The organism is Longimicrobium sp. (assembly GCA_036377595.1).
Lineage (GTDB): Bacteria > Gemmatimonadota > Gemmatimonadetes > Longimicrobiales > Longimicrobiaceae > Longimicrobium.
Window position 1 is genome coordinate 16,548 of record DASUYB010000023.1, and the last position, 26,119, is coordinate 42,666.

Genomic DNA, 26,119 nt, shown 5'->3' on the forward strand with positions numbered 1-26,119 from the left:
CGCGCCGGCGGTGTTCGCCAACGCGCTGGGCGTGGGCGTGCTTGCCGGCGCCGACACCCTCCGCATCGAGCATCGCCCGGACGAGGCGGTGGAGGTGCTGGCCAGCGGCTCGCACGGCGGCGTACGGGGCCGCGGCGGCGCGCGCCGCCGGGTGGCGGGAAGCAGCTTTGCCGCGCCGGTCGTCACCGGGATCGTCGCCCTCCACCTGCAGCGCCATCCCGGCGCCCCGGCGGCCGGGGTGCACGACCTGCTCTCCCGCCTCGCCGTCCGTTCCGCGCCGTGAGCCGGGAGCGCCGGCCCGGGGGGCGGCGCGGCGGAGAGCGGCGGGTTGCTGGGACCGGCCGTCCGCGCCATCTTCCCGCGGAGATCGCCGCAGCGGCCCGCTGCGGCCTACCCGCACGCCGCAGCCGATGCTCGGACACGCCGCCCGCACCACCGCCCTGCTCGCCGCCGGACTGCTGCTCGCCGCCTGCGAGCGCGGGCCGGTGCCCGAGACGCCGCCGCGCCAGGTCTCCGCGTCGCCGTTCCAGTATCCCGAAGAGCTGTGGGACGCGCAGGTCGAGGGACAGACCACGCTCAAGCTCTTCATCTCCGAGCGCGGCACGGTGGACACGTCGAAGGTGGACCGCAGCAGCGGCTACCCGGCGTTCGACTCGGCCGCGCTGGCGGGAAGCCGCGAGCTGCGCTTCCGGCCGGCCACGCGCAACGGCCGACCCGTGGCCGCGTGGTTCCTCCTTCCCGTGCAGTTCGAGCTGAACGCGGCCGACTCGGCCGCCGCGCCGGCGACGGCGCCCGATACGCAGAGCCGGCAATGAGCGCCACCGAGAGCTTCACCGCGGCCGTGATGGCCGCGCCGCGCCACCAGCGGCCGTACGACAACGTGATGGCCACCATCGGGTGGACGCCGCTGATCCGCCTGAACCGCGTGGCCGCCGGGATCCGCACGCCGGTGTACGGCAAGGCCGAGTTCATGAACCCCGGCGGGAGCCTGAAGGACCGCATCGGCCCCGCCATCATCGAGGCGGCCGAGCGCGAGGGGCGGCTCCGGCCCGGCGGCACCGTCGTCGAAGGCACCAGCGGCAACACCGGCGTCGGCCTCGCCATCGCCGCCGCCATCAAGGGGTACCGCTGCATCTTCACCCTCTCCGACAAGTTCAGCCAGGAGAAGGTGCGGCTGCTGAAGGCGTTTGGCGCCGAGGTCATCGTCACCTCCGCCGCGCTCGCGCCCGACCATCCCGACAACTACGTGAACCTGGCCAAGCGCATCGCGCAGGACACGCCCAACGCGGTGCTGGCCGACCAGTTCTACAACCTGGCCAATCCTGAGGCGCACTACCGCACCACCGGGCCGGAGCTCTGGGAGCAGACGGAGGGGCGGATCACCCACTTCGTCTCGGGCTCGGGGACGGGGGGGACGATCAGCGGCGTCGGGCGATATCTGAAGGAGCGCAACCTGGCGGTCCGCGTCATCGGCGCGGACCCCGTGGGCTCCATCGTCAAGCAGTTCGCCGAGACGGGGGAGATGGGCGAGAGCGCGCCGTACAAGGTGGAGGGGATCGGGCAGGACAAGATCCCCGGCACGCTCGACCTCTCCGTGGTGGACGAGTGGCGCAACGTGGACGATCGCTCGGCGATGCAGCTGACCCGGCGGCTGACCCGCGAGGAGGGGCTGTTCGTGGGCGGATCGACCGGCCTGATCGCCCACGTCGCCCTGCAGGTGGCGCGGGAGGTGGACGACCCCGACGCGTGCGTGGTCTTCGTCCTCTGCGACACCGGCGAGCGGTACCTGAGCAAGGTCTACAACGACGAGTGGATGCGCGAGAACCGGCTGATGGACCCCGCGCGCCTCTCCGCCGACGACGTGGTGCGCGGGAAGAGCGAGACCTCGCCGCCGCAGCTGATCGCGGTGGCGCCCGAGACGCCGGTGCGGCAGGCGCTGTCGTTCATCACCCAGCACAACGTCTCGCAGCTTCCCGTGGTGTCCGAGGGCGACTGCGTGGGGCACGTGGGCGAGACCAGCCTGATGGGGAAGGTGCTGGAGAACACGGCCGTGCTCGACCAGTCGGTGCAGCACGTGATGGACGCGCCGCTCCCGGTGGTCGACGGGCACATCGAGCTTCCCGCGGTCACGCGCCTCCTCTCGCGCAACCCGGCGGTGCTGGTGCGCCGCGGCGGCCGGCTGGAGGGGATCGTCACCCGCTTCGACGTGATGCGCTACGTGACGAACGGCGCCTGATCTCGAGTCCCGGGGAATCGTTCGGGGCCGGCGGTCGTTTGATTTCACGCGGAGGACACGGAGATCACGGAGGCACGGAGGACCACGGTGAGTTCTCCGTGCCTCCGTGTCCTCCGTGTGATGATTCTTTCCAGGGACGGTCCAGGGCGATGTCGGCACCGTCGGCGACCTGACGTAAGTGCGCGTAAGTGTCACCCGGAGAGTGCACCCGCGGGTTCGCGAGGGCGCGTGGGGAGCGCGCCGGGAGCGGGGCCGCGGCGAGGTGTGGCGCAATCGTCCAGACGTGGCGCGGAAGGACGACGAAGTCCTTGCAACAAATTACCTAACAGTTACATTTTCGGCGTCCCCCGGGGTACTCTGATACGCTAGGTTGGCGCAGGACCTCCATACGGGGACGGATCCCCCATCATCACCACTCCAGAGGTACACTCGATGAAACGAGTTTCGCAGGCGGCAGCCTGGCTGCTGTGCGCGTTCCTGCTGGCGTTCGGCGCCGCGGGCACCGCGCACGCGCAGGCGGTCACCACGTCGGCGCTGGCCGGGCGCATCACCAACGAGCAGGGAGCCGGCGTGCCCGGCGCCACCGTGCTGGTGGTGAACACGGCGACGGGGACCACGAACCGCGGCGTGACCGCGGCCGACGGCCGCTACTCGGTGCAGGGGCTGCAGCCGGGCGGGCCGTACCGCGTGACCGTGAGCGGGCTGGGGCTGGCCACGCAGACGCGCGAGAACCTCCGCCTGGCGCTGGGTGCCACGCAGGAGCAGAACTTCCAGATGGCCGGCCAGGCGGTGGCGCTGGCGGGGATCACCGCCACCGCCGAGCGCGGGGCCGTGATCTCGCCCACCCACACCGGCGCGGCCGCCACCATCAGCGACTCGGCCATCAGCCGCATGCCGACGCTGACCCGCGACTTCACCGACTTCACCCGCCTGGTGCCGCAGGTCAGCACCAGCGGCGCGGGGACGAACGGCGGCGGGCGCAACAACCGCTTCAACAACATCCAGATCGACGGCGCGGTGAACAACGACCTGTTCGGCCTGGCGGCCAGCGGCACGCCGGGCGGGCAGGCGGGCACCAAGCCCATCACCCTGGAAGCCATCCAGGAGTTCCAGGTGGTGCTGGCGCCCTTCGACGTGCGCCAGGGCGGCTTCACCGGCGTGGGGATCAACGCGGTGACCAAGTCGGGGACCAACAAGTTCGACGGCACCCTGACGTTCTTCGGCCGCAACCAGGACCTCACCGGCCGCTACCGCTTCACGCAGGGCGACAGCTCGGCCATCTCGCCGCGCTTGGCCGACTTCAAGAACTACGAGACGGCCTTCTCGCTGGGCGGCCCGATCGTGCGCAACCGCGCCTTCTTCTTCGTGGCGGGCGAGCTGGCCCGGCGCAACGCGCCGATCGGCACCTTCATCGGCGGCCCCGGCATCACGCTGCGCCAGACGGCGGTGGACTCGGTGGTCAACTACCTGTCCACGCTGGGCCTCGACCCGGGGACCACGGCCGACGTGAACCTGCGCCGCCAGAGCAACAACGTGTTCGGGCGCCTGGACTTCAACCTGGGTGGAAGCAACCGCCTGACGCTGCGCCACAACTACGTGGACGCGTGGGACGACAACTTCGCCACCCGCACCGACGCGTTCTACCAGCTGACCAACGGCGGCTACCGCTTCAACAGCAAGACGCACGCGACGGTGGCGCAACTGAACAGCACCTTCTTCGGCACGCTGTTCAACGAGTTCCGCGCCGGCTTCACCACCGTGCGCGAGAGCCGCGACGTGGGGCAGTCGCCCTTCCCGCGCATCGAGGTGCTGATCCCCGGCGGCTGCTCGGGCGGCACCTGCCTGGTCACGGCCGGGCCCGAGAACTCGTCGGTGGCAAACGCGCTGGACCAGGACATCCTGGAGATCACCAACGACGTGAACTTCTCGCTGGGCGCGCACAACCTGACCATCGGCACGCACGACGAGTTCTTCAAGTTCAGCAACCTGTTCGCGCAGAACATCTACGGCCTGTACCGCTTCACCAACCTCGACTCGCTGAGGGCGGGGCGGCCGCAGCGCTACGACTTCACCTTCTTCAACGACTCCACGCCGGGCGCCAGCCGCCGCGCCGAGTTCCCGGTGCGCAGCTACTCGGTGTACACGCAGGACAAGGTGGCCTTCGGCAACCTGAACATCACCGCGGGCGTGCGGCTGGACTGGACCACCCTGCCGAAGAACCCGGGCGACAACGTGCGGTTCGCGCAGCGCATGGACAGCGCCTTCACGGCCAACGGGTTCCAGTGGGGCGGGCGCCGCACCAGCCAGATCCCCAGCAACAACTTCCTGATCAACCCGCGCATCGGCTTCAACTGGGACGCCATGGGCGACGGCTCCACGCAGGTGCGCGGCGGCGTCGGCCTGTTCTCGGGGCGCACGCCGTACGTGTGGATCTCGAACGCCTACGGCAACACGGGGCTCGACTACACCAGCTTCGCCTGCACCACGGCGGCGCAGGCGCCGAACTTCTCGTCGGACCCGTTCAACCAGCCGCACGGCTGCCGCACGTCGGGCGGCGGGATCTCGCTTCCCTCGCTGGCGCCGAACAACATCAACACGGTCGACCCCGACTTCAAGATGCCGCAGGTGCTGCGCTACTCGCTGGCGCTGGACCGCGAGCTTCCGCTGGGGCTGATCGGCACGCTCGAGGGGCTGTACACCAAGAGCATCAACGACGTGACCTACCGCGACCTGACGGTGGTGGGCTTCCGCACCACCGCGGCCGGGGCCGACTCGGTCATCGAGGGCCGCCGGGTGATCCGCCGCATCACGGCGCCGGGCTTCGGCAACGTGTACGACGTGACCAACACCGACAAGAACTACAGCTACAGCCTGACGGCGCAGCTGCAGCGGCCGTTCAGCAACGGCTGGAGCGGGTCGCTGGCGTACACCTTCGGGCACGCGTACGACCTGAACGCCACGCGCTCGAGCACCGCGCGCAGCCAGTTCCGCTTCAACCAGGTGCCCGAGAACCCGAACGACCCGCCGCTGGCGCGCTCGGACTACGACGTGCGGCACCGCATCGTGGCGGACTTCTCGCGGCAGTTCATGTTCATCCGCCGCGCGCCGCTGGACCTCTCGCTGATCTACGTGGGCGAGAGCGGCCGTCCGTACTCGTACACCTACTTCGGCGACGTCAACGGCGACAGCCAGGACTCGAACGACCTGATCTACGTGCCGGCGTCGCAGAGCGAGGTGCGCTTCGCCGGCACCTCGGCGATCTCGGCGGCGCAGTCGTGGCAGAACCTGAACGACTTCATCGAGCGGGTGGACTGCCTGCGCGAGAACCGCGGCAAGGTGCTGAAGCGCAACGCCTGCGAGCAGCCCTGGAGCAACCGCCTGGACGTGCGCGTGGCACAGACGCTGCCCACCATCCGCGGCCAGGGGCTGCAGCTGACGATGGACATCCTGAACTTCGCCAACCTGATCAACTCGGAGTGGGGGCGGAGCCAGTTCATCAACAACCAGTCCGAGACGCTGCTGTCGCGCTCGGGCACCACGGACACCGGCGGCCACGTGCTGCTGAACGCCTTCGCGGCCAAGCCGGGCGTGTTCCAGAACAGCGACCTGAGCTCGCGCTACCAGATCCAGGTCGGCATCAAGTACAGCTTCTGATGGCTTCGGCCTGACGGAGTGACGAAGCGGGGGCGGCGCCAGCCGCCCCCGCTTCTTTTGTATGAGTAGATTCCTCTCACGCGGAGACGCGGAGGCGCGGAGAAACCAACCGTACGCTGAGTTCTCCGCGTTCTCCGCGTCTCCGCGTGAGGCAAAATCGGTTCTTGAGAAGTACGGAAGTCCGCCGTTGGTGGTGGGGCGATTGCGCGTTTTGCCAAGTATACATACGTTTACAGACGATAAATAGATGTAGATCGAATCCCGCAAGGCTGGCCTTCCGTGTCGCCGGGGGATCGGGCTGCCTCTCGTCCGCTTCACGACAGGAGGACCATGTCCGCCAGACGTACACGTCTTGCCGCCGGCGCCGTGGCGGCCCTCTTCCTTGCCGCCTGCGGCGACCAGCGCTCGCCGGTGGCGCCCGCGGACGAGGTTCCGGCCGCCGATCTTGCCGCGCTGCGGACGCTCGGGTTCTCGGACGCCGGCGTCGTCGACCACGGTGACTACTACGTGGTCGAGGGCGACGTCGAGGTGAGCAAGAGCACTCTCCGCGCCACTCCGTCGATGCAGCCCGCCCGGCGCATCGTGCTGCGCGGCGACGTGGCGGCGATGATCAACCCACCCGTGACCGGGGCCACGCGCGGTTGGAGCTGGCACGCGCCGCGGCTCAGCGCGGCCCCCGGCGATCCGCGCATGCAGTGGCAGACCTGGGCCATCGTGTCGGCCTCGCGGGCGCGGACGATCCACGTGGACCTGTCGGCGATCGCCTCGTCGACGGACTGGCAGGACGCCGCCCGGTCGGCGCTGCAGAACTGGACGAACATCCTGGGTTCGGCGGTCACGATGGTGGAGGGCGGGGGCGCCGACATCACCATCCGCTTCGAGAATCTCAACGACACCACCGAGATCGCCCGGGCCTCGTGGCCCAGGGACGCCACCGGCGGCGGCCCCGGCCCGCTCATCCGCATCAACACCTACTTCCTCAACGGGCTGTCGGTCTCGCAGATGGAGCGTGCAATCACCCACGAGCTGGGCCACACGATCGGCTTCCGGCACAGCAACTGGCAGGCGCGCGGCGAGACGAACGGCGATCCCGGCGCCGTGCGCATCGGCGACACGCCCGCGACCGACGCGGCCTCGGTGATGAACGCGGTCAACACCTTCTGGAACGGCTTCAGCCCCAACGACGAGCGCGCCGCCATCATCCTCTATCCCGACACCACGCAGGTGACGGTGACGAACTCCGCGGGGCAGCCGTTCCTTTCGTGGAACGCGCTCACCGGCGCCACGAGCTACGGGGTGATGGTGGTGTGGCAGGGCGAGGAGAGCTGGACCGACCCCAACGACCGCGAGAACTCGTACACCACCTGGGTGGTGGACGGGATGGAACTGGTGAGCTCCACGACCGCGACCACGTTCCTCGACACGGTGACGCCGTGGACCGGCACCAGCACCTGCTGGCGCACGAGCTCCACCGATCCCGCGTGGAGCGGCGGCGAGAAGACCTCGAGCTACTGGGTCAGCGCCGCCTTCCAGAACGGGACCACCAACACCAGCGTGGTGGCGCCCGTCTGCCAGAGCAACTGATGGCAGGTCCGGATGAAGTATTGGTGTGCCCGACCGGTTCTCGTGCTGCCGCAGTTATAGATCCTTCGGCCTGCAAGCGCTTGCGCAGACGCTGATTGCGGTCTGGCCGGCCTCAGGATGACGCCGGCGTGGGATCAGTCGGGATGCATCAACCAAATTCCCCGGAGTACGTCGCGAACGGCGAGCGGGCATCCTTCCCTGGGGGAGGATGCCCGCTCGCCTCTTCGCGCTACCGTCCGACGCCCATCCTGCGCTCCAGCTCCTCGACGCGGGTGCGGCTGACCTTGAGCTTCACGCCGTTCTTCAGACGCACCGCGTAGTCGCCGCCGCCGCCGCGCAGGAGGGTGTCGATGGTGTCGAGCCGGACGATGATGGAGCGGTGGATGCGCAGGAAGCGCGCGGGGTCCAGCCGCTCCTCCAGCGCCTGCATCCGCTCGCGGATGACGTAGCCGCGCTCGGACGTGTGCAGCTCGGCGTAGGGGCCGCTGGCGGTGATGTACTCGATCTGCTCCACCGGCACCACCCGCACCTGCCCCCGCATCTCCACCGCGATCCGCTCGGTCCACGGCGACGGAGACTTCGTCGCGGCCGGACGCGGCTCCGTTGCGGGAATCGCATCCGCCGCAGGCGTGGGAGACGGCGCGCCGTCTCCGCCGAGGAGGGCGCGGAGGCGGCCGGCCAGGCGGCCGACCTCGGAGAGCTCGGCGATCTTCTGCGCGCGGCGGAAGGCCTGCTCGAAGCGCTCGTCGTCGTACGGCTTCAGCAGGTAGTCCACCGCGGCCACGTCGAACGCCTGCAGCGCGAACTGGTCGTACGCGGTGACGAACACGGTTGCGGGCATCCGCTCGGGGCCGATCTCGCGCACCACCTCCATCCCCGTCTTCCCCGGCATCTGCACGTCCAGGAAGACGAGATCGGGGCGGAGCGTGCGGATCGCCTCCACCGCCTCGTCGCCGTCGGCCGCCGTCCCCACCAGCTCGGCGCCCTCCTCGCGGGCGAGCAGGTCTTCCAGCCGCTGGCGGGCGAGCGGCTCGTCGTCGACCACCAGGACGCGGAGCGGCGGGGCGCCCATCATCACCCCACCACGCCCACGCCGGCGGCGTGCAGGTCGCCGGCGGTGTGGTAGGGGAGGACGACCTCGGCCTCCACGCCGCCGCCGTCCGCCGGCCGGAGCACGAGCGCCTGCGCATCGCCGTACAGCTGCTCCAGGCGCTGGCGGGTGTTGCGCACGCCCACGCCCTCGCGCGGCGTCTCCGCGCCCAGCCCCGGCCCGTTGTCGCGGACGGAGAGGACCACGCGGCCATCGTCGCGCCGCGCGGAGATGTGGATGCGGCCGCCGGACTTCATCCGGCTGACGCCGTGCTTCACCGCGTTCTCCACCAGCGGCTGCAGCACCAGGTTGGGCACCAGCGCGTCCATCACCCCGCCCTCCACCTCCGTCTCCACCTCGAGCGTGCCCTGAAAGCGGATGCGCATGATCTCCAGGTAGCGCTCCACGAACTCCATCTCCTTGGCCAGCGTCACCTCCGCATCCCCCGCGCCCTCCAGCGAGTGGCGCAGGAGCTCGCTCAGCCGCGCGATCATCCTCCTCACGCCCTTCGGGTCCCGCTCGACCAGCGCGGAGACGGCGTTCAGGGTGTTGAAGAGGAAGTGGGGATCGACCTGGCTGCGGAGCGCGGAGAGGCGCGCCTCGGCCAGCTGGGCGCGGAGCTGCGCGGTCTCGGCCTGCAGGCGCGTGGCCTCGTCCTGCCGCTGGCGGTAGCGCAGCGAGTAGTCGCGCGCCACGCCCGCCGCCACGATGCCGCAGTAGACGACCATCTCCCGCAGGAACCAGAGGTGGGTAATGGCGCGCAGCGGGTCGGAGAAGAAGTTGTGCCGCTGCGGGAGCCCGAGCAGCCACCAGCGGGTGACGTCGAGCACCAGGTCCACCAGGATCGACGCCGCGACGCCGGTGACGGCCAGCGCCGCCACCAGCGTCCAGCGCCGCTCGCGCGCGGTGAAGAAGCGGCGGCTGAGCAGGAAGATCGCGCAGGTGACCACCGCCCAGACGAGCGACTCGGCGAAGGCGAGCGCCACCGGGGCGGAGGGGAAGGTCGGCTGGATTCCCGGCGGGCGGCGCGGGTCGAGCAGGCGGTTGGCGGCGGTCAGCACCGCCATGAACAGCCAGAACGCGAAGATGGCCAGCACCTCGCCGCGCGTGAGCCGGGCGCCGTGGGACGCCGGCTCGTGCGCGGCGGCAGCGCCGGCGGAGCTCGCGGGATTCGGATTCACCATCGGACAGCATCTCTTCCGTGCGCGCGCGGGAATGCGCGTGTACGGCGAAACGATGTGTCCCGTCCTTATTCCGCGCAAACTGTGGCGGCACGAACTGCACCGGCACCACTCTCACCTGCACCTCGCGCGCACGAACTCTCGGAGAGCACAGGGACGACGTCTCCCGGCCGCTACGCGGTCCTCAATGCGAGGGAGTGAGATTTACGTAATCCCAACGGCGCCGGTGGACGCGCTCACGCGACGCTCGAGATTTCGTCCAGGATCGCGGGGATCTCCGGGAAGTAATTAAACCAGATGACGTTCAGGCCAAGCGTATTCGCGTCCTGCTCCTCCAACAGCTTCGCAACTCTGTCGAGTCCGTCTCCGTTGGACATCCGTGGAATCTCCCTAAGGATGTAATGAGACGGGGTCTTATCGACACGCCTGCGCATCGCTACGTCCAACAACCGGCGCAGGTTCGGGTCTTTCAAACTGATCCCGACGAGCAGACAGGTGGTGTGTGTCAGCTTCGTAAGCTGGATCAGATTCGACCAACTGAATGGATCAATGAATTGGCTGTGATACGCATCTTCGCTGAACACGATGTTGGACGTTTCCGGGATTTTCGCTTGTCGCGGAAGGTATCCGTGAACGTGATAGATCGGAATCTCATCGGACTTGTGGGTGAGCTCTTCCGAATAGATCGGACATGCCTTGGTACCATTCGAGCGCAACGTCTCCTCGATCAGGTCGTCGAAATTGAAGGTAATGATCGAATCGAAGGGTAGGCGGTCACGTTCAGGCTTCACCATGCGGCCGATGCACTCGAGCAACTTGGAGGATCCAGGTGGGGCTGCATAGAGTGCATCGCGTAACTCCCGAAGGAATTCGTTACCAAGCGTGTTCTTCAGGTACTTTCCAACGATCAGCGATGACGAGCCATGCCTCCGGTCGAACTCATCTGCGGCTTCGTCGTCCAACGTCAGTGCATGTGTCTCCGCAATCCGGTGCATCATACTGCGGAGGAGTCTGACCAAGAGTTTGCGCCAGGACGGAATTCCTGCTTCTACCGATACACCAGCGCCGCATACGAGGGTGAGACGACCGCGACCGAATGCTTCGCGCAACTTCCGGATCTGCGCGCCACGTCCATCTTTCCCTGGAGTGGCTCCGGTACTGATATCAGCGCCTCCTGATTCCGTGATGCCGTCCAAGGTTGTGGTCAAGGTGGCTAGCCCGGACTCGAAGTCACCAGCCATGTCGATGTACACGTGCGTAGGCAAGTATCCAGGAAACTCGCTGTGATCAATTCGGACAAGAATGATCCGCAGCTCGCGGTTGGATACCTGCTGAAAAGCGATTGCGGAGAATTGGCGCTGGACGTCCGCGGAGCGAAACGAATTCTTACTCGCGACGAGAATTACAGCGTCCACACTTACACGTTCGAAGAGTAGCCTGATCTCTCCAATGATGTTTTCCTCCGAAGCAGGTTTGAACCAATCAACCCAAACGTTGTGACCGTGGCCTATCAGATGTTGCGCAATCTCCCCAACGACCGGGCTATCTTTGGGACTATAGCTCATGAGGATGCGCATAAGTCCGCCTCCAGGTTAATGATATCCTCTCCATCGTGAGATCTGTGTCAACATCCACGAATTTAGGCCGGTGTGGACCGGTTTTCCAAGGATATCATATCCCCGGTCGAAGGATGAGGATGAAAGGATGGGGCGGTCACGCCCGAGTGCCTCTGCCGGCTCGGCGCCCTTCGGTGCGCGCCCAGCTCTCCGCATCTCTGCTGCTCCGCGCGAGGGCTTCGGCGGTTAACTTGCGCGCGGGCGTTCGTGTCTCGCGAAGTGCAGTTCGGAACATCGCGGTGCAGGTGGAATCGGAAAGGGGACCGCGCTCGCGCGGCAGACGCTATACTCGACGTCGAAATCGCGAGGCCGCACGGCGCGGTCCCGCGGTTCGGAACCACCGAGGACGACCATGAAGACCATCCGTATCGCCGCAGTGGCCCTGGTGCTGGTGCTTGCCACCGCAGCCTTCTTCTTCCTGCGCAAGTCCGGCTCGGACGAGAGCTCGGAGTTCCGCACCTCCGCCGTCACGCGCGGGAACCTGAGCTCCAGCGTGTCCGCGACGGGATCGCTCAGCGCGGTGACCACCGTGCAGGTGGGCACCCAGGTGTCTGGGCAGGTGTCGGCCATCTACGCGGACTTCAACGACCGCGTGAGGCGGGGGCAGCTGCTGGCGCGCATCGACCCCACGCTGGCCGAGCAAGCCGTGGCGGACGCGCAGGCGGGGCTCGAGCGCGCGCGCGCCGGGGTGCAGCAGGCGCAGGCCGACTACGAGCGCAATCGCCCGCTCTTCGACAGCAAGGTCATCACCGCCGAGGAGTTCCAGGGCTACCGCTACAAGCTGCAGGTGGCGCAGGCCGACCTGAAGTCGGCCGAGGTGACCATGCTGCGCGCCCGGCGCAACCTGGGCTACACCGAGATCTACGCGCCCATCGACGGCATCGTGGTCGAGCGCAACGTGGACGTGGGGCAGACGGTGGCCGCCTCGTTCTCGGCGCCGCAGCTGTTCCTGATCGCCAACGACCTGTCGCAGATGCAGATCCTGGCGTCGGTCGACGAGAGCGACATCGGCGACATCCACCAGGGGCAGCCGGCCAGCTTCACCGTGCAGAGCTACCCCGACCGCACCTTCCACGGCACCGTGCGCCAGGTGCGCCTGCAGAGCAAGACCACGGAGAACGTGGTGAACTACACGGCGGTGGTCGAGGTGGCCAACCCCGACGGCAAGCTGCTGCCGGGGATGACGGCCACGGTGGACTTCGAGACCGGCGCCGCGCAGAACGCGCTGCTGGTGCCCAACGCCGCGCTCCGCTTCACCCCGAGCGACGAGGAGCTGAAGAAGGCGGGGATCGATCCCGACTCGCTGCAGGCCGCGCGCGCGCGACGTCAGGGCGCGAACGCGAACGCCCGCGCCGGCCAGGCCAACCAGGGCCCGTTCGGCGGCCCCGGCGGCGGCAACGCCGGCCTCCGCGCGGCGGGCGGGCGCGGCGGGCGCAGCAGCTTCGGACGGATCTGGGTGCAGGACTCCACCGGCAAGCTGTCGATGGTCCGCGTGCGCACCGGGCTGACCGACGGCAAGAACACCGTCGTCGAGGGCACCGGGCTGAAGGAGGGGATGAAGGTGATCGTGGGCTCCAACGTGGCCTCCACGGCGCAGACGCAGCAGACCAGCAATCCGCTGGGCGGGCAGCAGCGCGGCGGCGGCGGCCGCGGCCCGGGCTTCTGAGGCGGGAGCATACGATGAGCGTCATCCACATCGAGAACGTGACCAAGGTCTACGGCCACGGCGAGAACGAGGTGCGTGCGCTGCGCGGCGTGGACCTGACCGTGGAGCCCGGCGAGATGATCGCCGTGATGGGCTCTTCGGGATCGGGAAAGAGTACGCTGATGAACATCCTCGGCTGCCTCGACGTCCCCACCAGCGGCACCTACCTGCTCGACGGGGTGCGGGTGGACGGGCTGGGGAAGAACGCGCTGGCGGACCTGCGCAACCAGAAGCTGGGCTTCGTCTTCCAGGGCTTCAACCTCCTCTCCCGCACCAGCGCGCTGGAGAACGTGGAGCTGCCCCTGCTCTACGACCGCAAGGGGCGGTGGAAGGACACGAAGGCGATGGCGGCCACGGCGCTGGAGCGGGTGGGGCTGGGGAAGCGGCTCGACCACCAGCCCAGCGAGCTCTCGGGCGGACAGCAGCAGCGCGTGGCCATCGCCCGCGCGCTGGTGACGCACCCCACGCTCCTGCTGGCCGACGAGCCCACGGGGAACCTGGACTCGCGCACCACCATGGACGTGATGGCGCTCTTCCAGGAGCTGAACGACCAGGGGATCACCATCCTGCTGGTGACGCACGAGCCGGAAGTCTCGCAGTACGCCAAGCGCATCGTGGAGGTGCGCGACGGCCGCATCCTGCGCGACCACCCGGTCGAGCGGCGGCGGAGCGCCGCGGCCGATCTCCGGGCGGCGCGCCAGGCCGAGGAGCTGGAGGAGGTGGCGGCATGAAGAAGCAGACGCTGGTGCGCATTGCCGCGCAGAGCATCCTGAAGAACAAGATGCGCACGCTGCTGACGATGCTGGGGATCGTGATCGGCGTGGGCGCGGTGATCGTGATGGTGGCCATCGGCCACGGCGCGCAGTCGACCATCGAGAAGCAGATCGGCAACCTGGGGACGAACCTGATCATGGTGACCCCCGGCGCCACCCAGCAGGGCGGCGTGAGCCAGGGCGCGCAGACCTTCAATCGCCTCACCGTCGACGACGCGGAGAAGCTGCAGCGCGAGGCGACCCTCGTGGCCGGCGTGTCGCCCGTGATCTTCTCGCGCGGCCAGGTCATCGGCGGCGACGGCAACTGGCGCACGCAGATCCAGGGCGTGTCCACCGGCTACCAGACCATCCGCGGGTGGGAGACCACGAGCGGCGAGTTCTTCAGCGACGCCGACCTGGCCGCCAAGCGCAAGGTGGTGGTCCTCGGCGCCACCGTGGCCGAGAACCTCTTTCCCGGGCAGGACCCGGTGGGGCAGCAGGTGCAGGTGCGCAGCGTTCCCATGACCATCGTGGGCGTGCTGGCCAAAAAGGGGCAGACGGCCAGCGGCAACGACATGGACGACGTGGTGCTCCTCCCCTACACGACCATGCAGGCGCGGCTGTCGGGGGGGATGTTCATCGGGCAGATCCTGGCCAGCACCGCGTCGGCCGGCGAGCTCCCCGCGGCGCAGGACGAGATCCGCGCCATCATGCGCGAATCGCATCGCCAGAGCGACGGCGAGCCCGACGACTTCACCGTGCGCAACCAGAACGACCTGGCGGCCGCGGCCACCTCGACCACGCAGGTGATGACGGCGCTGCTGGCGGCCATCGCCTCGGTCTCGCTGGTGGTGGGGGGGATCGGGATCATGAACATCATGCTCGTCTCCGTGACGGAGCGGACGCGGGAGATCGGGATCCGCATGGCCATCGGGGCGCGCGGCGGCGACGTGCTGCTGCAGTTCCTGGTGGAGAGCGTGGTGATGAGCCTGCTGGGCGGGATCATCGGGCTGGGGGTGGGCTTCGGCGCCGCGGCCCTGGTGGGGCGGCTGACCGGGTGGAGCACCTCCACCCCGCCGCAGGCGGTGGCCATCGCGGTGGGATTCTCGGCGGCCGTGGGCGTGTTCTTCGGGTTCTATCCGGCGCGCAAGGCGGCGGCGCTGAACCCCATCGAGGCCCTGCGCTACGAATGACGCTCCGTCCCAGCGACGGACGTGGACGATAGAGGAAGAGAGGCACTGATGTTCGACCGGAACGGAATCGCGCGGTGGGCGCGGCTCGCCATCGCCCTCGCGGCGGCGGCGGGCACGGCGCCCGCGCTGGCGGCGCAGACGGGGACGCCCCCGACGACGACGGCGGCGCAGGCGGCGGCGGGGCAGCCGCGCACCATCACCTTCGACGAGGCGGTGCGGATCGCGCTGCAGCAGAACGGCACGCTGCGCCAGGCGGTGAACTCCGCGGCGCTCGACACCGTGGCCGTGCGGCAGTCGAAGTCGCAGTTCCTGCCGGACGTGCGCTTCAGCACCACGTCGACGGGAACGTACGACCGCGCGGCGGGCTCGGGGAACGGGTCGGGGACGGCGCTCAGCCGCACCAGCACGGCGCTGAACGCGGGCGTCAGCAGCTCGCTGGTGGTCTACAACGGCGGCGCCAACTCGGCCAACCTGCGCGCCGCGCGCCTCACCCAGCAGGCGGGCGCCAGCGACGTGGAGCGGACGCGGCAGTCCGTGGTCTTCACCGTGGTCTCCAACTACCTGACGCTGATCGAGGCGCAGGAGCAGCTGCGGGTGCGCAACGAGACGCTGGCCAGCGAAGAGGCGCAGCTGCAGCAGATCAGGGCGTTCGTGGACGCGGGACGCCGCCCGATCGCCGACCAGTACCAGCAGCAGGCGGCGGTGGCCGCGGCGCAGCTGGCGGTGGTGCAGGCGCGCGCCGCGGTGGAGCTGGCCAAGGTGGACCTGATCCAGACGCTGCAGCTGGACCCGCGCGGCGAGTACGCCTTCCAGGCGCCGCCGGCGGGAACGGGCACGGCCGCCGTGGGGTCGCTCGACGCGCTGCTGGACCAGGCGTTCGCGCGGCGGGTGGACCTTTCCGCGCGGCAGACGGACCTGGCCGCGGCGCAGCAGGGCGTGCGTGCCGCGCAGGCGGGAAGGCTCCCCACGGTGACGGTGAGCGCCGGCTACAACACCAGCGTGAACAGCAACCAGGACCTGGGGCTGTTCGACCAGCTGAACGAGCGGCAGGGCGGGTCGGTGTCCGTGGGCCTCTCGCTGCCGATCTTCGACCGCGGCAACACGGCGGCCGAGGTGCAGCGCGCCCGGATCCAGCAGGACAACGCGCGGATCGCGCTGGAGAACCAGCGGCAGCAGGTGGGGCTCGAGGTGCGGCGCGCGCTCCTGGACTGGCAGTCGGCGCAGCAGCAGCTGGCCGCGGCGCAGGCGCAGGTGACCGCCGCGCAGCAGTCGCTGACGGCGACGGACCAGCGCTACCGCGCCGGCGTGGGCACGCTGGTGGAGCTGACGCAGGCGCGCGCCGTCCTGGCGCAGGCGCAGAGCCAGCTGGTGAGCGCGCGGTACAACCTCGTCTTCCAGCGCACGCTGGTGGATTACTACGTCGGGAATCTCGATCCGGACGCGGTGAGCATCGGGTGAGGACGGGGAGTCCTAAGTCCTGAGTCCTATGTCCTAAGTCCTGAGTCCTGAGTCCTAAGTCCTAAGTAATGGGAGCTGACGGAGATACGGAGGGCCGGGCGCGCGGATGCGTGCCCGGCCCTCCGTGTGTTCGGCGGCGATGCGCCCTCTCCGGCTCGCTGGGGCTCGCCACCTCTCCCGTACCGGGAGAGGTCGCCGGACGGGCATTCGCGCTGGCGGGAGACATTGTGCCCCGCCCGGCTGGCTCTCTCCCCTGTCCTGCCGTTGACTCCGGTGGGCGTTCAGCCGCAGGGGCTGAAGTCGCAGGAATAGGTGATCGGCATGTCGGGGCAGAACCTGCACGGCTCGGTGTCCGCATCGGACAGGCCGCTGTCGTGGCCACGCACCGTCCCACGCGCCGCGCCGACCGCCGGATCCGTCTGGAACTGCTCGACGCGGAGCTCCTCGACCTGCAGCCTGAGCTTCTTCTTCATTGCCGTTCTCCGAGCAAGGGTGGATTCCGGGCCTGAACGTTTGCCGGGTTTCCAAGAGTAATCCACCGATCATGAATGCGCCATCGCGAAGTAATCTGCTGTTTCTAAAGCGGCAATTGGATGCGCAAACTCGCACACCTGCGTGAGGGATGCGCGCCCGGAGGGCCGGGAACCCGCCGCGCGTGCACCGTCGCCGGCGAGCCGCGGAGATGGCTGGCGCGGCGGGGGCCCGGCGCCGTTGGCAACAGCGGTATCGTTGCCTACGGCGCGCGCAGCCCGGCCCGGAGCGCAGCGGAGGGACACGCCCACGTCCTTCCGTTCATCATCCTCCGACCCGGCCGCGAAAGATCCTGCCCGGAAACGGAACATCCGGGGGTGAGCGGGGTTCACCCGGACGCTCTGGCGGCCCGCCGGGAGGAATGCTAACCTTTTAGCCTCCCGGTGCATGGAAAATCTCACCAAGCGAAAGGCGAGCCCCGCATGAAACGCCTCGTCGTGCCCCTCCTTCTGGCGGCGGCCCCGCTGGCGGCGCAGGAGGTCAACATCCCCCACTCCACCTTCACGCTGCCCAACGGGCTGAAGGTGATCGTGGCGGAAGACCACTCGACCCCCGTGGCCGCGGTCAACATCTGGTACAAGGTGGGCTCGGGGTACGAGCGCCCCGGCCGCACCGGCTTCGCGCACCTGTTCGAGCACGTGATGTTCATGGGGAGCCGCGACGTGCCCCAGGGACAGTTCGACGTGTGGCTGGAGAACGCGGGCGGCAGCAACAACGGCAGCACCACCACCGACCGCACCAACTACTACGAGATCATGCCCTCCAACGCGGTGCCGCTGGCGCTGTGGCTGGAGGCCGACCGCATGGGCACGCTGCTGGACTCGCTCACCCAGAGCAAGCTCGACACCCAGCGCGACGTGGTGAAGAACGAGCGCCGCCAGCGCTACGAGAACCAGCCGTACGGGCTGATGTGGGAGACGGCGTACGACGCGCTGTATCCCGCCGGCCACCCGTACCACTGGACGACGATCGGCTCCATGGCCGACCTGTCGGCCGCGTCGCTCGACGACGTGAAGGGCTTCTTCCGCAACTACTACACGCCCAACAACGCCGTCCTCACCGTAGCAGGCGACGTGAACACCGCCGAGGTGCGGCGCTGGGTGGAGCAGTACTTCAGCTGGATCCGGCCCGGGCCCGCGGTCACCAAGCCGTCGGTGCCCATCCCCGCCATCGCCGCCACGCGCTACATCACCAAGGAAGACCGGGTCACGTTGCCGCAGATCTCCATGATCTGGCGCACCACCCCGCGCTTTTCGCGCGACGAGGCGGCGCTGACCGCGCTGGCGTCGATCCTGACCGACGGCAAGAGCTCGCGGCTGTACAAGCGCCTGGTGTACGACGCGCAGACGGCGCAGAGCACCAGCGCGTTCAACGACGGCAACCTCCTGTCCGGCGACTTCTGGGTGGTCATCCGCGGCAAGCCGGGGACGCACCTGGACAGCATGGAGGTGGCGGTGACCGAGGAGATCGCGAAGCTGGCCGCCACGCCGCCCACCGCCGAGGAGCTGCAGCGGGTGGTGAACCAGATCGAGACGGGCTTCGTGGCCGGGCTGGAGACGGTGGAGGCCAAGGCCGATCGGCTGAACGACTACGAGTACTTCGCGGGCGACCCCGGCTTCGCGGCGCGCGACCTGGCGCGCTACCGGGCGCTGACCCCGGCCGACATCCAGCGGGTGGCGCGCGAGTACCTGCAGGGGAAGAACCGCATCGTCATGAGCTTCGTCCCCCAGGGGCACACGGAGCTGGCCGCCACGGAGGCGCACTGATGAACCGCAAGATCCTCACTCTGGGCGCCCTGCTGGCCGCGGTTCCCGCCGCCGGCGCCGCGCAGCAGTTTCCCACCACGCCGCCGCAGCTGGGCCCGGCGCCGGCCGTGCGCCCGCCCGCGCCCGTGCAGCGGCAGCTGGCCAACGGGATGAAGGTGCTGTACGTCCGCCAGCCCGAGCTTCCCGTCGTCAGCGCGGTGATGGTGGTCCGCGGCGCGGGGACCACGCAGGACCCGGCCACGCTCCCGGGGCTGGCGAGCTTCACCGCGTCGATGCTGGACGAGGGCGCGGGCGGGAAGAGCGCGCTGCAGATCGCCGACGCGCTGGACCTGCTGGGCGCCAGCCTGGGCACCTTCGCCAACTACGACGCGGCGCAGGTGAACCTGTACGTGCTGAAGAAGAACTTCGGCCCCGCGCTGGGGATCCTGGCCGACGTGGTGACGCGCCCCGACTTTCCCGCCAACGAGGTGCAGCGGGTGCGCGAGGAGCGCATCACCAACCTCACGCGGGCGAAGGACGAGCCGGCGGCCATCGCCGGGAACGCGTTCCAGGCGCTGGTCTACGGGCAGCAGCACCCGTACGGCCGCTTCGCCACGGTCGAGGCGTCGCGCACGCTGGACCACGACAAGGTGACGGCCTTCCACCACGCCGCCTACCGCCCCGAGAACGCCACGCTGGTCCTGGTCGGCGACGTCGATCCGGCGTCGATGCAGGCGCAGATCGAGCAGGCGTTCGGCGCCTGGCGCGCGATGGGCGCCGCGCCCGCGATGGCCGGCACGCTCGCCGCGCCGCAGATCGGCAGCACCACCATCTACCTGGTCGACAAGCCCGGCGCGGCGCAGAGCGAGATCCGCATCGGCCACCCGGGCGTGGCGCGCAACACCCCCGACTACTTCGCGCTGCAGGTGCTGAACACGCTGCTGGGCGGCGCCTTCACCAGCCGGCTGAACCAGAACCTGCGCGAGACGCACGGCTGGACGTACGGCGCGCGCTCGGGATACAGCATGCGCGCCGGCGCGGGGCCGTTCACCGCGCAGGCGGCCGTCGTGACGGCGAAGACGGACAGCTCGCTGGTGGAGTTCTTCCGCGAGCTGAGCCGCATCCGCACCGAGCCGATCGCGGCCGAGGAGCTGGAGAAGGCCAAGCGCTACGTGGCGCTCGGCTTCCCGCAGCAGCTGGAGACCACGCAGGCGGTGTCGGCGCGGATGGCCGAGCTGGTGACGTACGGGATCGATCCCGCCTGGTTCGGCAGCTACGTGGGGCAGATCATGGGGGTGACCGCCGCCGACGTGAAGCGCGTGGCCGAGCAGTACGTGCGCCCCGGCAACGCCGTGGTGGTGGTCGTGGGCGACAAGTCGCAGGTGGAGGCGGGGATCCGGGCGCTCAACCTCGGCCCCGTGCAGGTCCGCGACGTCGGCGAGTTCGTGAAGTAGGGACGATTCGCGTCTGTGATGGAGAGCCCGGGCCCGTCCCGGGCTCTCTTTTTTCTCACGCAGAGTCAGCAGAGTCAGCAGTTGAACTGCAGTTCCAGCTGCTGACTCTGCTGACCCTGCGTGAGCCATCAGGAGCATTTCGATCTGCACCCGATTCCGCTTGACGCTCATGGAGAGGCGGGGTATTCTACCGCTCCCGAACGACCACCCCGAACGGACGAAACTCAGGACGATGTACGACGAGCATCTCGCCGACGCCAACCTGATGGTCCTCTCGGGCCGCTCCAACCGGCCGCTGGCCGAGAAGGTGGCCGCGCGCCTGGGCGTGCAGCTGGGCGAGGTCACCGTCCGCACCTTCTCCGACGGCGAGATCTTCGTCCGCATGGACGAGAACGTGCGCGGGCGCGACCTCTTCATCATCCAGAGCACCAATCCCCCCGCCGACAACGTGCTCGAGCTCCTGCTCCTGCTCGACGCGGCGCGGCGGGCCTCGGCGGCGCGCATCACCGCCGTGATCCCCTACTTCGGCTACGCGCGCCAGGACCGCAAGGACCAGCCGCGCGTGGCCATCGGCGCCAAGCTGATGGCCAACATGGTGGTCAGCGCCGGCGCCGAGCGCGTGCTCTCCATCGACTTCCACCAGCACCAACTGCAGGGCTTCTTCGACATCCCCGTCGACCACCTGTACGCCGCCCCCGTCTTCACCCGCTACTTCCGCGACAAGCATCTCGACAACCTCGTGGTCGTGGCGCCCGACGTGGGGAGCGCCAAGATGGCGCGCGGGTTCGCCAAGCGGCTGGGGGCCACCATCGGCATCATCGACAAGCGGCGGCCGGCGGCCAACGTCAGCGAGGTGATGAACGTGATCGGCGAGGTGGACGGGCGCGACTGCCTGCTCTGCGACGACATGATCGACACCGCGGGGACCATGGCGCAGGCCGCGCGCGCGTTGAAGGAGCGCGGCGCGAGGGACGTGTACGCCTGCGCCACGCACGCCATCCTCAGCGGCCCCGCGGTCGAGCGGCTGCGCGACGCGCCGTTCACCGAGATCGTGGTGACCGACACCATCGACATCCCCGCCGACAAGCACTTCCCGGCGCTCAAGGTGCTGTCGGTGGACGAGCTGGTGGCAAAGGCCGTGCGGTACACGCATTACAACGAATCGGTGAGCTCCCTGTTCGAGGCGGTCTGACCGGGTTTCCGGGCCCGGCGGGGAGACCTCGCCGGGCCTTTCTGTCTCTGTGAAAGGAGGTTCGAGGATGGCGAACGCGACGCTCCGCGCCACCCGGCGCGACGGCGGCGGCAAGGGGATGGCCCGCAAGCTCCGCGGCACCGGCCAGGTGCCCGCCGTGCTGTACGGCCACGGCGACCGCACCGAGTCGCTCTCGGTGGACGCGCACGACCTGGAGCTGCTGCTGCACCACGTGAACCCCGAGAACACGCTGATCGGGCTGGACATCGACGGCCGCCGCACCGACGTGCTGATCCGCGAGATCCAGAAGCACCCGTACCGTCCCGAGTTCCTGCACGTCGACTTCCTGCAGGTGCACGGCGACGAGGCGCTGAAGCTCGACATCCCCGTGCGCCTGAGCGGCGTTCCCGTGGGGGTGAGGGAGAACGGCGGGGTGCTGGACCAGGTGATCTACGACCTCCACGTCGAATGCCTCCCCGGCAACATCCCCGAAGCGGCCGAGGTCGACATCTCGGGGCTGAACATCGGCGAGAGCGTGCGCGTGGGCGACATCTCCCTCCCCAACGTCACCATCCTGATGGACGCGGAGCTTCCCGTGGCCTCGGTGCTGGCGGCGCGCGTGCACGAGGAGGAGGAGGCCGCCGAGGCCGCCGAGCCGGCGCCCGAGCCCGAGGTGCTGCGCGGGCCCAAGGGCGGCGAGGACGAGGAGTAGCGGTTGTGGCCGGCCCGGCTGCGCGCGCTCTTCCACCGCCCTGACGCGTCTTCGGATTCCGACGGCGAGGAGGGCGGCGTGGCCGGGCTGAAGGTGATCGTGGGGCTGGGGAACCCCGGCCGCGAGTACGCGCTCACGCGGCACAACGTGGGGTGGTGGCTGCTCGACGACCTCGCCGCCGAGTGGGGGATCGGGCGCTTCCGCCCCGACAAGGTCGCGGCGACGGCGACGGGGCGCGTCGATCCCTGGGCGATCCGGCTGGTGAAGCCGATCACCTTCATGAACCGCAGCGGCTCCGCGCTCCTCCCCTACAAGCGGATGAACGCGATCGACATCACCAGGGATCTCCTGGTGATCGTCGACGACGTGGCGCTGGAGCCCGGCCGCATCCGCTTCCGCCCCAACGGGAGCGCGGGCGGGCACAACGGCCTCAAGTCCATCGAGCAGGCGCTGGGGATGCGCGACTATCCCCGCCTGCGCATCGGCGTGGGCGCCAAGCCGCCGCAATGGGACCTGGCGGACTGGGTGCTCTCGCCGATGCCGAAGAAGGACGCGGAACTGGTCCGCGAGCGCTTCCCCGACTGCATCGCCGGCATCCGCCTGTGGATGGAGCAGGGGATCGAGGCGGCGATGAATCGCTACAACGCGTGAGTGCTGAGTGCTGAGTGCTGAGTGCTGAGTGCTGAGTGCTGAGTGCTGAGTGCTGAGTGCTGAGTGCTGAGTGCTGAGTGCTGAGTGCGGCGGGTCTCGGGGGTATAAAGGAGACGTCATCCTGAGGCCGGCCAGACCGCAATCAGCGTCTGCGCAGGAGCGTGCAGGCCGAAGGATCTATCGCCGACACGGCACATCGCCTGGGACCTCGCTGCGCCGCATCTCCCGCTCTTTCCTCTCTCCTGACCAATCCCATGGCCGACACGAGCGATCCGCGCGTCGAGGAGATCATCGCCCGGCAGGAGGTGATCGAGGCCATCGACGAGCTCTTCGTGGCGACGGACCGCTAAGGACTGGGGGGCCGTCCGCGCGGTGCTGGCGCCGCGCGTGCGCTTCGACATGGCGTCCGCGGGCGGCGGCCCGGCCAGCGAGCTGAGCGGCGAGGAGATCGCCGCCGCGTGGGAGCAGGGCCTCGCGCCGATCCAGGCGATCCACCACCAGGCCGGCAACTACCGCGTCCGCGTCCACGGCAACCGCGCGGAGGCGTTCTGCTACGGCGTAGCCTGGCACTACCGCCCCAACGCGTCGGGGCAGAACACGCGCGTGTTCGTCGGCAGCTACGATTTCGAGCTGGAGAAGATGGACAGCGGCCCCGCGATGTTGGACGCCTGGAGCTCGCCCCGGTGGCGCATCACCGCCTTCCGCTACAACCTCAAGTTCATCGACGGCAACCGCGAGTTGGAGAAGGATCACTAGCGACTGTCGAGATTTGTGAAAGCCCGACTAGGCGCATTTAACCAATGTCTCAAGAGAAGCAGCCTTCGACAGAACTGGAGCAATTGCATTCCAGCGTCGAATCATTGCGTGCAGTAGTAACCAACGCTTCCGTGGGCGCTTTGAACGCGGTGCCGCTCTTCGGAGGACTCCTTGCTGCATGGATTTCTCAGTTCCAGCAGCGAGAACTGCTCAAACGTCTGCTGGCCGTCTTGGATGATGCAGTCGCCCGTATTCACCAACTCGAAGAATCGGGACGAGAAATAAGAATCGACGACGAGTACATCGAGTTTGTTGGCGAAGCAGGCATTCTGGCTGCTCGGACACGTAGTGAGCAGAAGCGTCGATATTTTTCCGGTCTAATCGCCTGTGGTGCTGTGGAGTTTCGTTCGGGTGAAAGAGATCGTGGCAGAATGATGGCAACGATTCTTAACCAAATGGATGATGCTGCCTTGAATCTGTTTATTATGATCATGATAAGGCCACATACCCAGAACGTTCATGGATTTTGGGGTGCTTCCCGCCCGATGAGCATCAAGCTCAGTGATTTCCCAAGCGGTAGTGGGCGTGATCTTTCTATTTTGGTTGCCCACGGGTTGGTTGAATTAGGCGCAACCCGCGGCGCACGTGGCGATACGGTTCAAATGACTGTCACGCACTTAGGAATTTCTTTCTTCGAGTGGATTTCTACCGGGAACAAGTAAGTTCGACTACACTTCCTGAAGATGCGGCCTTCTGAACTCATGGAATTGAACTGGGCCGGATGCTTCGTTAGATTCATCGTCGCTGGGCCGGGCTCCCGCTGGGGCGCCCGGCCTGTTCGTTTGCCGAAATCGCCATCCGATCAGGATCGTTGGAGATATGCTGAAGCTGGGGATCGTCGGGCTGCCGAACGTGGGGAAGAGCACGCTGTTCAACGCGCTGACCGCGGCCGGCGCCGACGCGGCCAACTACCCGTTCTGCACCGTGGAGCCGAACGTCGGCATGGTGGAAGTGCCCGACCGCCGCGTGGACCTGCTGTCCGAGAAGGTGAAGCCGCAGCGCACCGTGCGCGCGGTGGTGCAGTTCGTCGACATCGCCGGGCTGGTGAAGGGCGCCAGCGAGGGCGAGGGGCTGGGGAACCAGTTCCTCAACAACATCCGCGAGACCGACGCGGTGGTGCACGTGGTGCGCTGCTTCGACGACGCCGACGTGGTGCACGTGATGGGGAGCGTGGACCCGGTGCGCGACCGCGAGGTCATCAACCTGGAGCTCGTCCTCTCCGACCTGGCGGTGGCCGAGAAGCGGCTGGAGCGCGTGCGCAAGGCCGCCAAGGGCGGCGACAAGGACGCGCAGGCCGAGGTGTCGCTCCTCGAGCGGCTCGTGGCCGCGCTGGGCGAGGGGCGCGCCGCGCGTACGGTCGACGCGAGCGACGACGAGTGGAAGCTGATCAAGGGCTTCAACCTGCTGACCAGCAAGCCCGTGCTCTACCTGGCCAACGTGGCCGAGGACGACCTTCCCGAGGGCGACAACGCGCACGTGCGCGCGCTCCGCGAGGCCGTGGCGGAGAGCGGCGAGGTGGCGGAGGTCATCCCCATCTCCAGCAAGATCGAGAGCGAGCTGGCCGAGCTGCCGCCCGAGGAGCGCGAGGAGTTCCTGCACTCGCTGGGGCTGGAGGAGCCGGGGCTGCACCGGTTGATCCGCGCGGGCTACCGGCTGCTGGGCCTGCAGGTGTACTTCACCGCGGGCGAGAAGGAGGTCCGCGCCTGGGAGATCCCCGTCGGCGCGAAGGCGCCCGAGGCGGCGGGGGTGATCCACAGCGACTTCGAGCGCGGCTTCATCCGCGCCGAGACGGTGGGATGGGACGACTTCGAGAAGACCGGCTCGGTGAAGACCGCCCGCGAGCAGGGGCTGATGCGCAGCGAGGGGAAGGAGTACGTGGTCAAGGACGGCGACATCCTTCTCTTCCGCTTCAACGTCTGACCGCTCGGTCCGGACGCATGAAGAGCCGCGGGGAAGCCATCTCCGCGGCTCTTCGTCATTTCATCTCACGTTCGACTGATCTTTTTTTGTCTCTCCTGCTGCTTCCGCCTATCGGCTGTGCATTCCCACGCCGGTCTCAAAAGCAATGAATCACACGGAGGGAACGGAGGACTGACGTGGTATCCTCCGTTTCCTCCGTTCCCTCCGTGTGAGACTTCTTTCAGGGCTTCGAATGCACAGTGACTCCTCCGATCGGGTATCACTGAGGCCATAGAGGAAACGAACGGCCGATCGGGACACGCCGCTATTCCTCTGTGACCTCCTGCGCCCTCTGTGAGAGACCTCTTCTCTTTTCCCCGTAAGGGTCGCGGCCAGCGGAGTGGGACGCTGCCCCGATCTCCCGCACACGGAAGGGGCGCGGGGGACACGGCGCGGCCCGATGCAAACGGTGGCGTCGCAAGCGGTTTGCGATGCGGGGCCGCTTCGCATCTCCGGCCTTGCGCCGGGCGCGGCACGCATTATCCTGTTAGCGGGTCGATCCACAATCTGTGCCGCTCTCGCCATCTCCCCACCCCAACCCGTCGTGCTGCACCCGCCGCACGTGGGGTGAACCGACGGCGCGGCGGCAC

The 26,119-nt window shown here is 68.4% G+C and carries 20 protein-coding genes and 1 pseudogene; 17 read left to right on the plus strand and 4 right to left on the minus strand.

The genetic code is table 11. The features are described 5' to 3' along the window. The first annotated feature begins 10 nt into the window (after positions 1-10). The 5 genes from VF092_03795 to VF092_03815 all read left to right on the plus strand — a co-directional run bounded on the left by VF092_03795 (position 11) and on the right by VF092_03815 (position 7,474). On the plus strand, positions 11-283 hold the full coding sequence (locus VF092_03795) for a S8 family serine peptidase (protein HEX6746414.1): 273 nt from the start codon (positions 11-13) through the stop codon (positions 281-283). 127 nt (positions 284-410) lie between these two features. Continuing rightward, a complete protein-coding gene (locus tag VF092_03800) occupies positions 411-815 on the plus strand; it encodes an energy transducer TonB (GenBank protein ID HEX6746415.1) in 405 nt (134 codons plus the stop codon). Continuing rightward, complete coding sequence (locus tag VF092_03805; protein HEX6746416.1) at positions 812-2,236, plus strand: pyridoxal-phosphate dependent enzyme; 1,425 nt, start codon at positions 812-814, stop codon at positions 2,234-2,236. Before VF092_03800 ends, VF092_03805 begins: the two co-directional genes overlap by 4 nt. Before the next feature lie 432 nt (positions 2,237-2,668). Next, entirely contained in the window at positions 2,669-5,890 is a 3,222-nt protein-coding gene (locus tag VF092_03810; GenBank protein ID HEX6746417.1) for a carboxypeptidase regulatory-like domain-containing protein, read from the plus strand. A gap of 330 nt (positions 5,891-6,220) precedes the next feature. Further along, positions 6,221-7,474: a M57 family metalloprotease gene (locus VF092_03815; protein ID HEX6746418.1), complete on the plus strand. Its 1,254-nt coding sequence runs from the start codon at positions 6,221-6,223 to the stop codon at positions 7,472-7,474. 229 nt (positions 7,475-7,703) lie between these two features. On the opposite strand, the gene VF092_03820 is transcribed toward VF092_03815, so the two are convergent. From VF092_03820 to VF092_03830, 3 genes are all read right to left on the minus strand, one after another. Continuing rightward, positions 7,704-8,546 carry a LytTR family DNA-binding domain-containing protein gene (locus tag VF092_03820; protein ID HEX6746419.1) on the minus strand — a complete coding sequence of 281 codons (843 nt, stop codon included), beginning with the start codon at positions 8,544-8,546 and terminating at the stop codon, positions 7,704-7,706. Between the two features lie 2 nt (positions 8,547-8,548). After that, positions 8,549-9,748 (minus strand): histidine kinase, encoded by a 1,200-nt coding sequence (locus VF092_03825; protein HEX6746420.1) that lies wholly within the window; start codon positions 9,746-9,748, stop codon positions 8,549-8,551. 233 nt (positions 9,749-9,981) lie between these two features. Then, positions 9,982-11,322 (minus strand): SIR2 family protein, encoded by a 1,341-nt coding sequence (locus VF092_03830; protein ID HEX6746421.1) that lies wholly within the window; start codon positions 11,320-11,322, stop codon positions 9,982-9,984. 391 nt (positions 11,323-11,713) lie between these two features. Here VF092_03830 and VF092_03835 point away from each other — a divergent pair, with 391 nt between their 5' ends. The 4 genes from VF092_03835 to VF092_03850 are packed head-to-tail and all read left to right on the plus strand — an operon-like array spanning position 11,714 to position 16,469. Next, positions 11,714-13,027 carry an efflux RND transporter periplasmic adaptor subunit gene (locus VF092_03835; protein ID HEX6746422.1) on the plus strand — a complete coding sequence of 438 codons (1,314 nt, stop codon included), beginning with the start codon at positions 11,714-11,716 and terminating at the stop codon, positions 13,025-13,027. A 14-nt stretch (positions 13,028-13,041) separates the two neighbouring features. Continuing rightward, positions 13,042-13,797: an ABC transporter ATP-binding protein gene (locus VF092_03840; GenBank protein HEX6746423.1), complete on the plus strand. Its 756-nt coding sequence runs from the start codon at positions 13,042-13,044 to the stop codon at positions 13,795-13,797. Further along, positions 13,794-15,011, plus strand: coding sequence for an ABC transporter permease (locus VF092_03845; GenBank protein ID HEX6746424.1), 1,218 nt, complete (start codon positions 13,794-13,796; stop codon positions 15,009-15,011). Before VF092_03840 ends, VF092_03845 begins: the two co-directional genes overlap by 4 nt. A gap of 48 nt (positions 15,012-15,059) precedes the next feature. After that, a complete protein-coding gene (locus VF092_03850; protein HEX6746425.1) occupies positions 15,060-16,469 on the plus strand; it encodes a TolC family protein in 1,410 nt (469 codons plus the stop codon). 281 nt (positions 16,470-16,750) lie between these two features. On the opposite strand, the gene VF092_03855 is transcribed toward VF092_03850, so the two are convergent. Beyond that, positions 16,751-16,942 carry a hypothetical protein gene (locus VF092_03855; protein HEX6746426.1) on the minus strand — a complete coding sequence of 64 codons (192 nt, stop codon included), beginning with the start codon at positions 16,940-16,942 and terminating at the stop codon, positions 16,751-16,753. A gap of 480 nt (positions 16,943-17,422) precedes the next feature. On the opposite strand from VF092_03855, the gene VF092_03860 reads away from it, so the two are divergent. The 8 genes and pseudogenes from VF092_03860 (at position 17,423) to ychF (ending at position 25,490) form a co-directional block, all read left to right on the plus strand. Further along, on the plus strand, positions 17,423-18,766 hold the full coding sequence (locus tag VF092_03860; protein HEX6746427.1) for a pitrilysin family protein: 1,344 nt from the start codon (positions 17,423-17,425) through the stop codon (positions 18,764-18,766). Next, entirely contained in the window at positions 18,766-20,199 is a 1,434-nt protein-coding gene (locus tag VF092_03865; protein HEX6746428.1) for a pitrilysin family protein, read from the plus strand. The genes VF092_03860 and VF092_03865 overlap by 1 nt, the downstream gene beginning before the upstream one ends. A 232-nt stretch (positions 20,200-20,431) precedes the next feature. Beyond that, complete coding sequence (locus VF092_03870) at positions 20,432-21,391, plus strand: ribose-phosphate pyrophosphokinase (GenBank protein ID HEX6746429.1); 960 nt, start codon at positions 20,432-20,434, stop codon at positions 21,389-21,391. Positions 21,392-21,458: 67 nt separating this feature from the next. Further along, entirely contained in the window at positions 21,459-22,103 is a 645-nt protein-coding gene (locus VF092_03875) for a 50S ribosomal protein L25 (protein HEX6746430.1), read from the plus strand. 3 nt (positions 22,104-22,106) lie between these two features. Beyond that, complete coding sequence (pth, locus tag VF092_03880; GenBank protein ID HEX6746431.1) at positions 22,107-22,754, plus strand: aminoacyl-tRNA hydrolase; 648 nt, start codon at positions 22,107-22,109, stop codon at positions 22,752-22,754. 360 nt (positions 22,755-23,114) lie between these two features. Further along, positions 23,115-23,510: pseudogene (locus tag VF092_03885) on the plus strand (nuclear transport factor 2 family protein). Positions 23,511-23,554: 44 nt separating this feature from the next. Then, entirely contained in the window at positions 23,555-24,232 is a 678-nt protein-coding gene (locus tag VF092_03890; protein HEX6746432.1) for a hypothetical protein, read from the plus strand. Between the two features lie 157 nt (positions 24,233-24,389). Beyond that, positions 24,390-25,490 (plus strand): redox-regulated ATPase YchF, encoded by a 1,101-nt coding sequence (gene ychF / locus VF092_03895; protein HEX6746433.1) that lies wholly within the window; start codon positions 24,390-24,392, stop codon positions 25,488-25,490. The last annotated feature ends 629 nt before the right edge of the window (positions 25,491-26,119 follow it).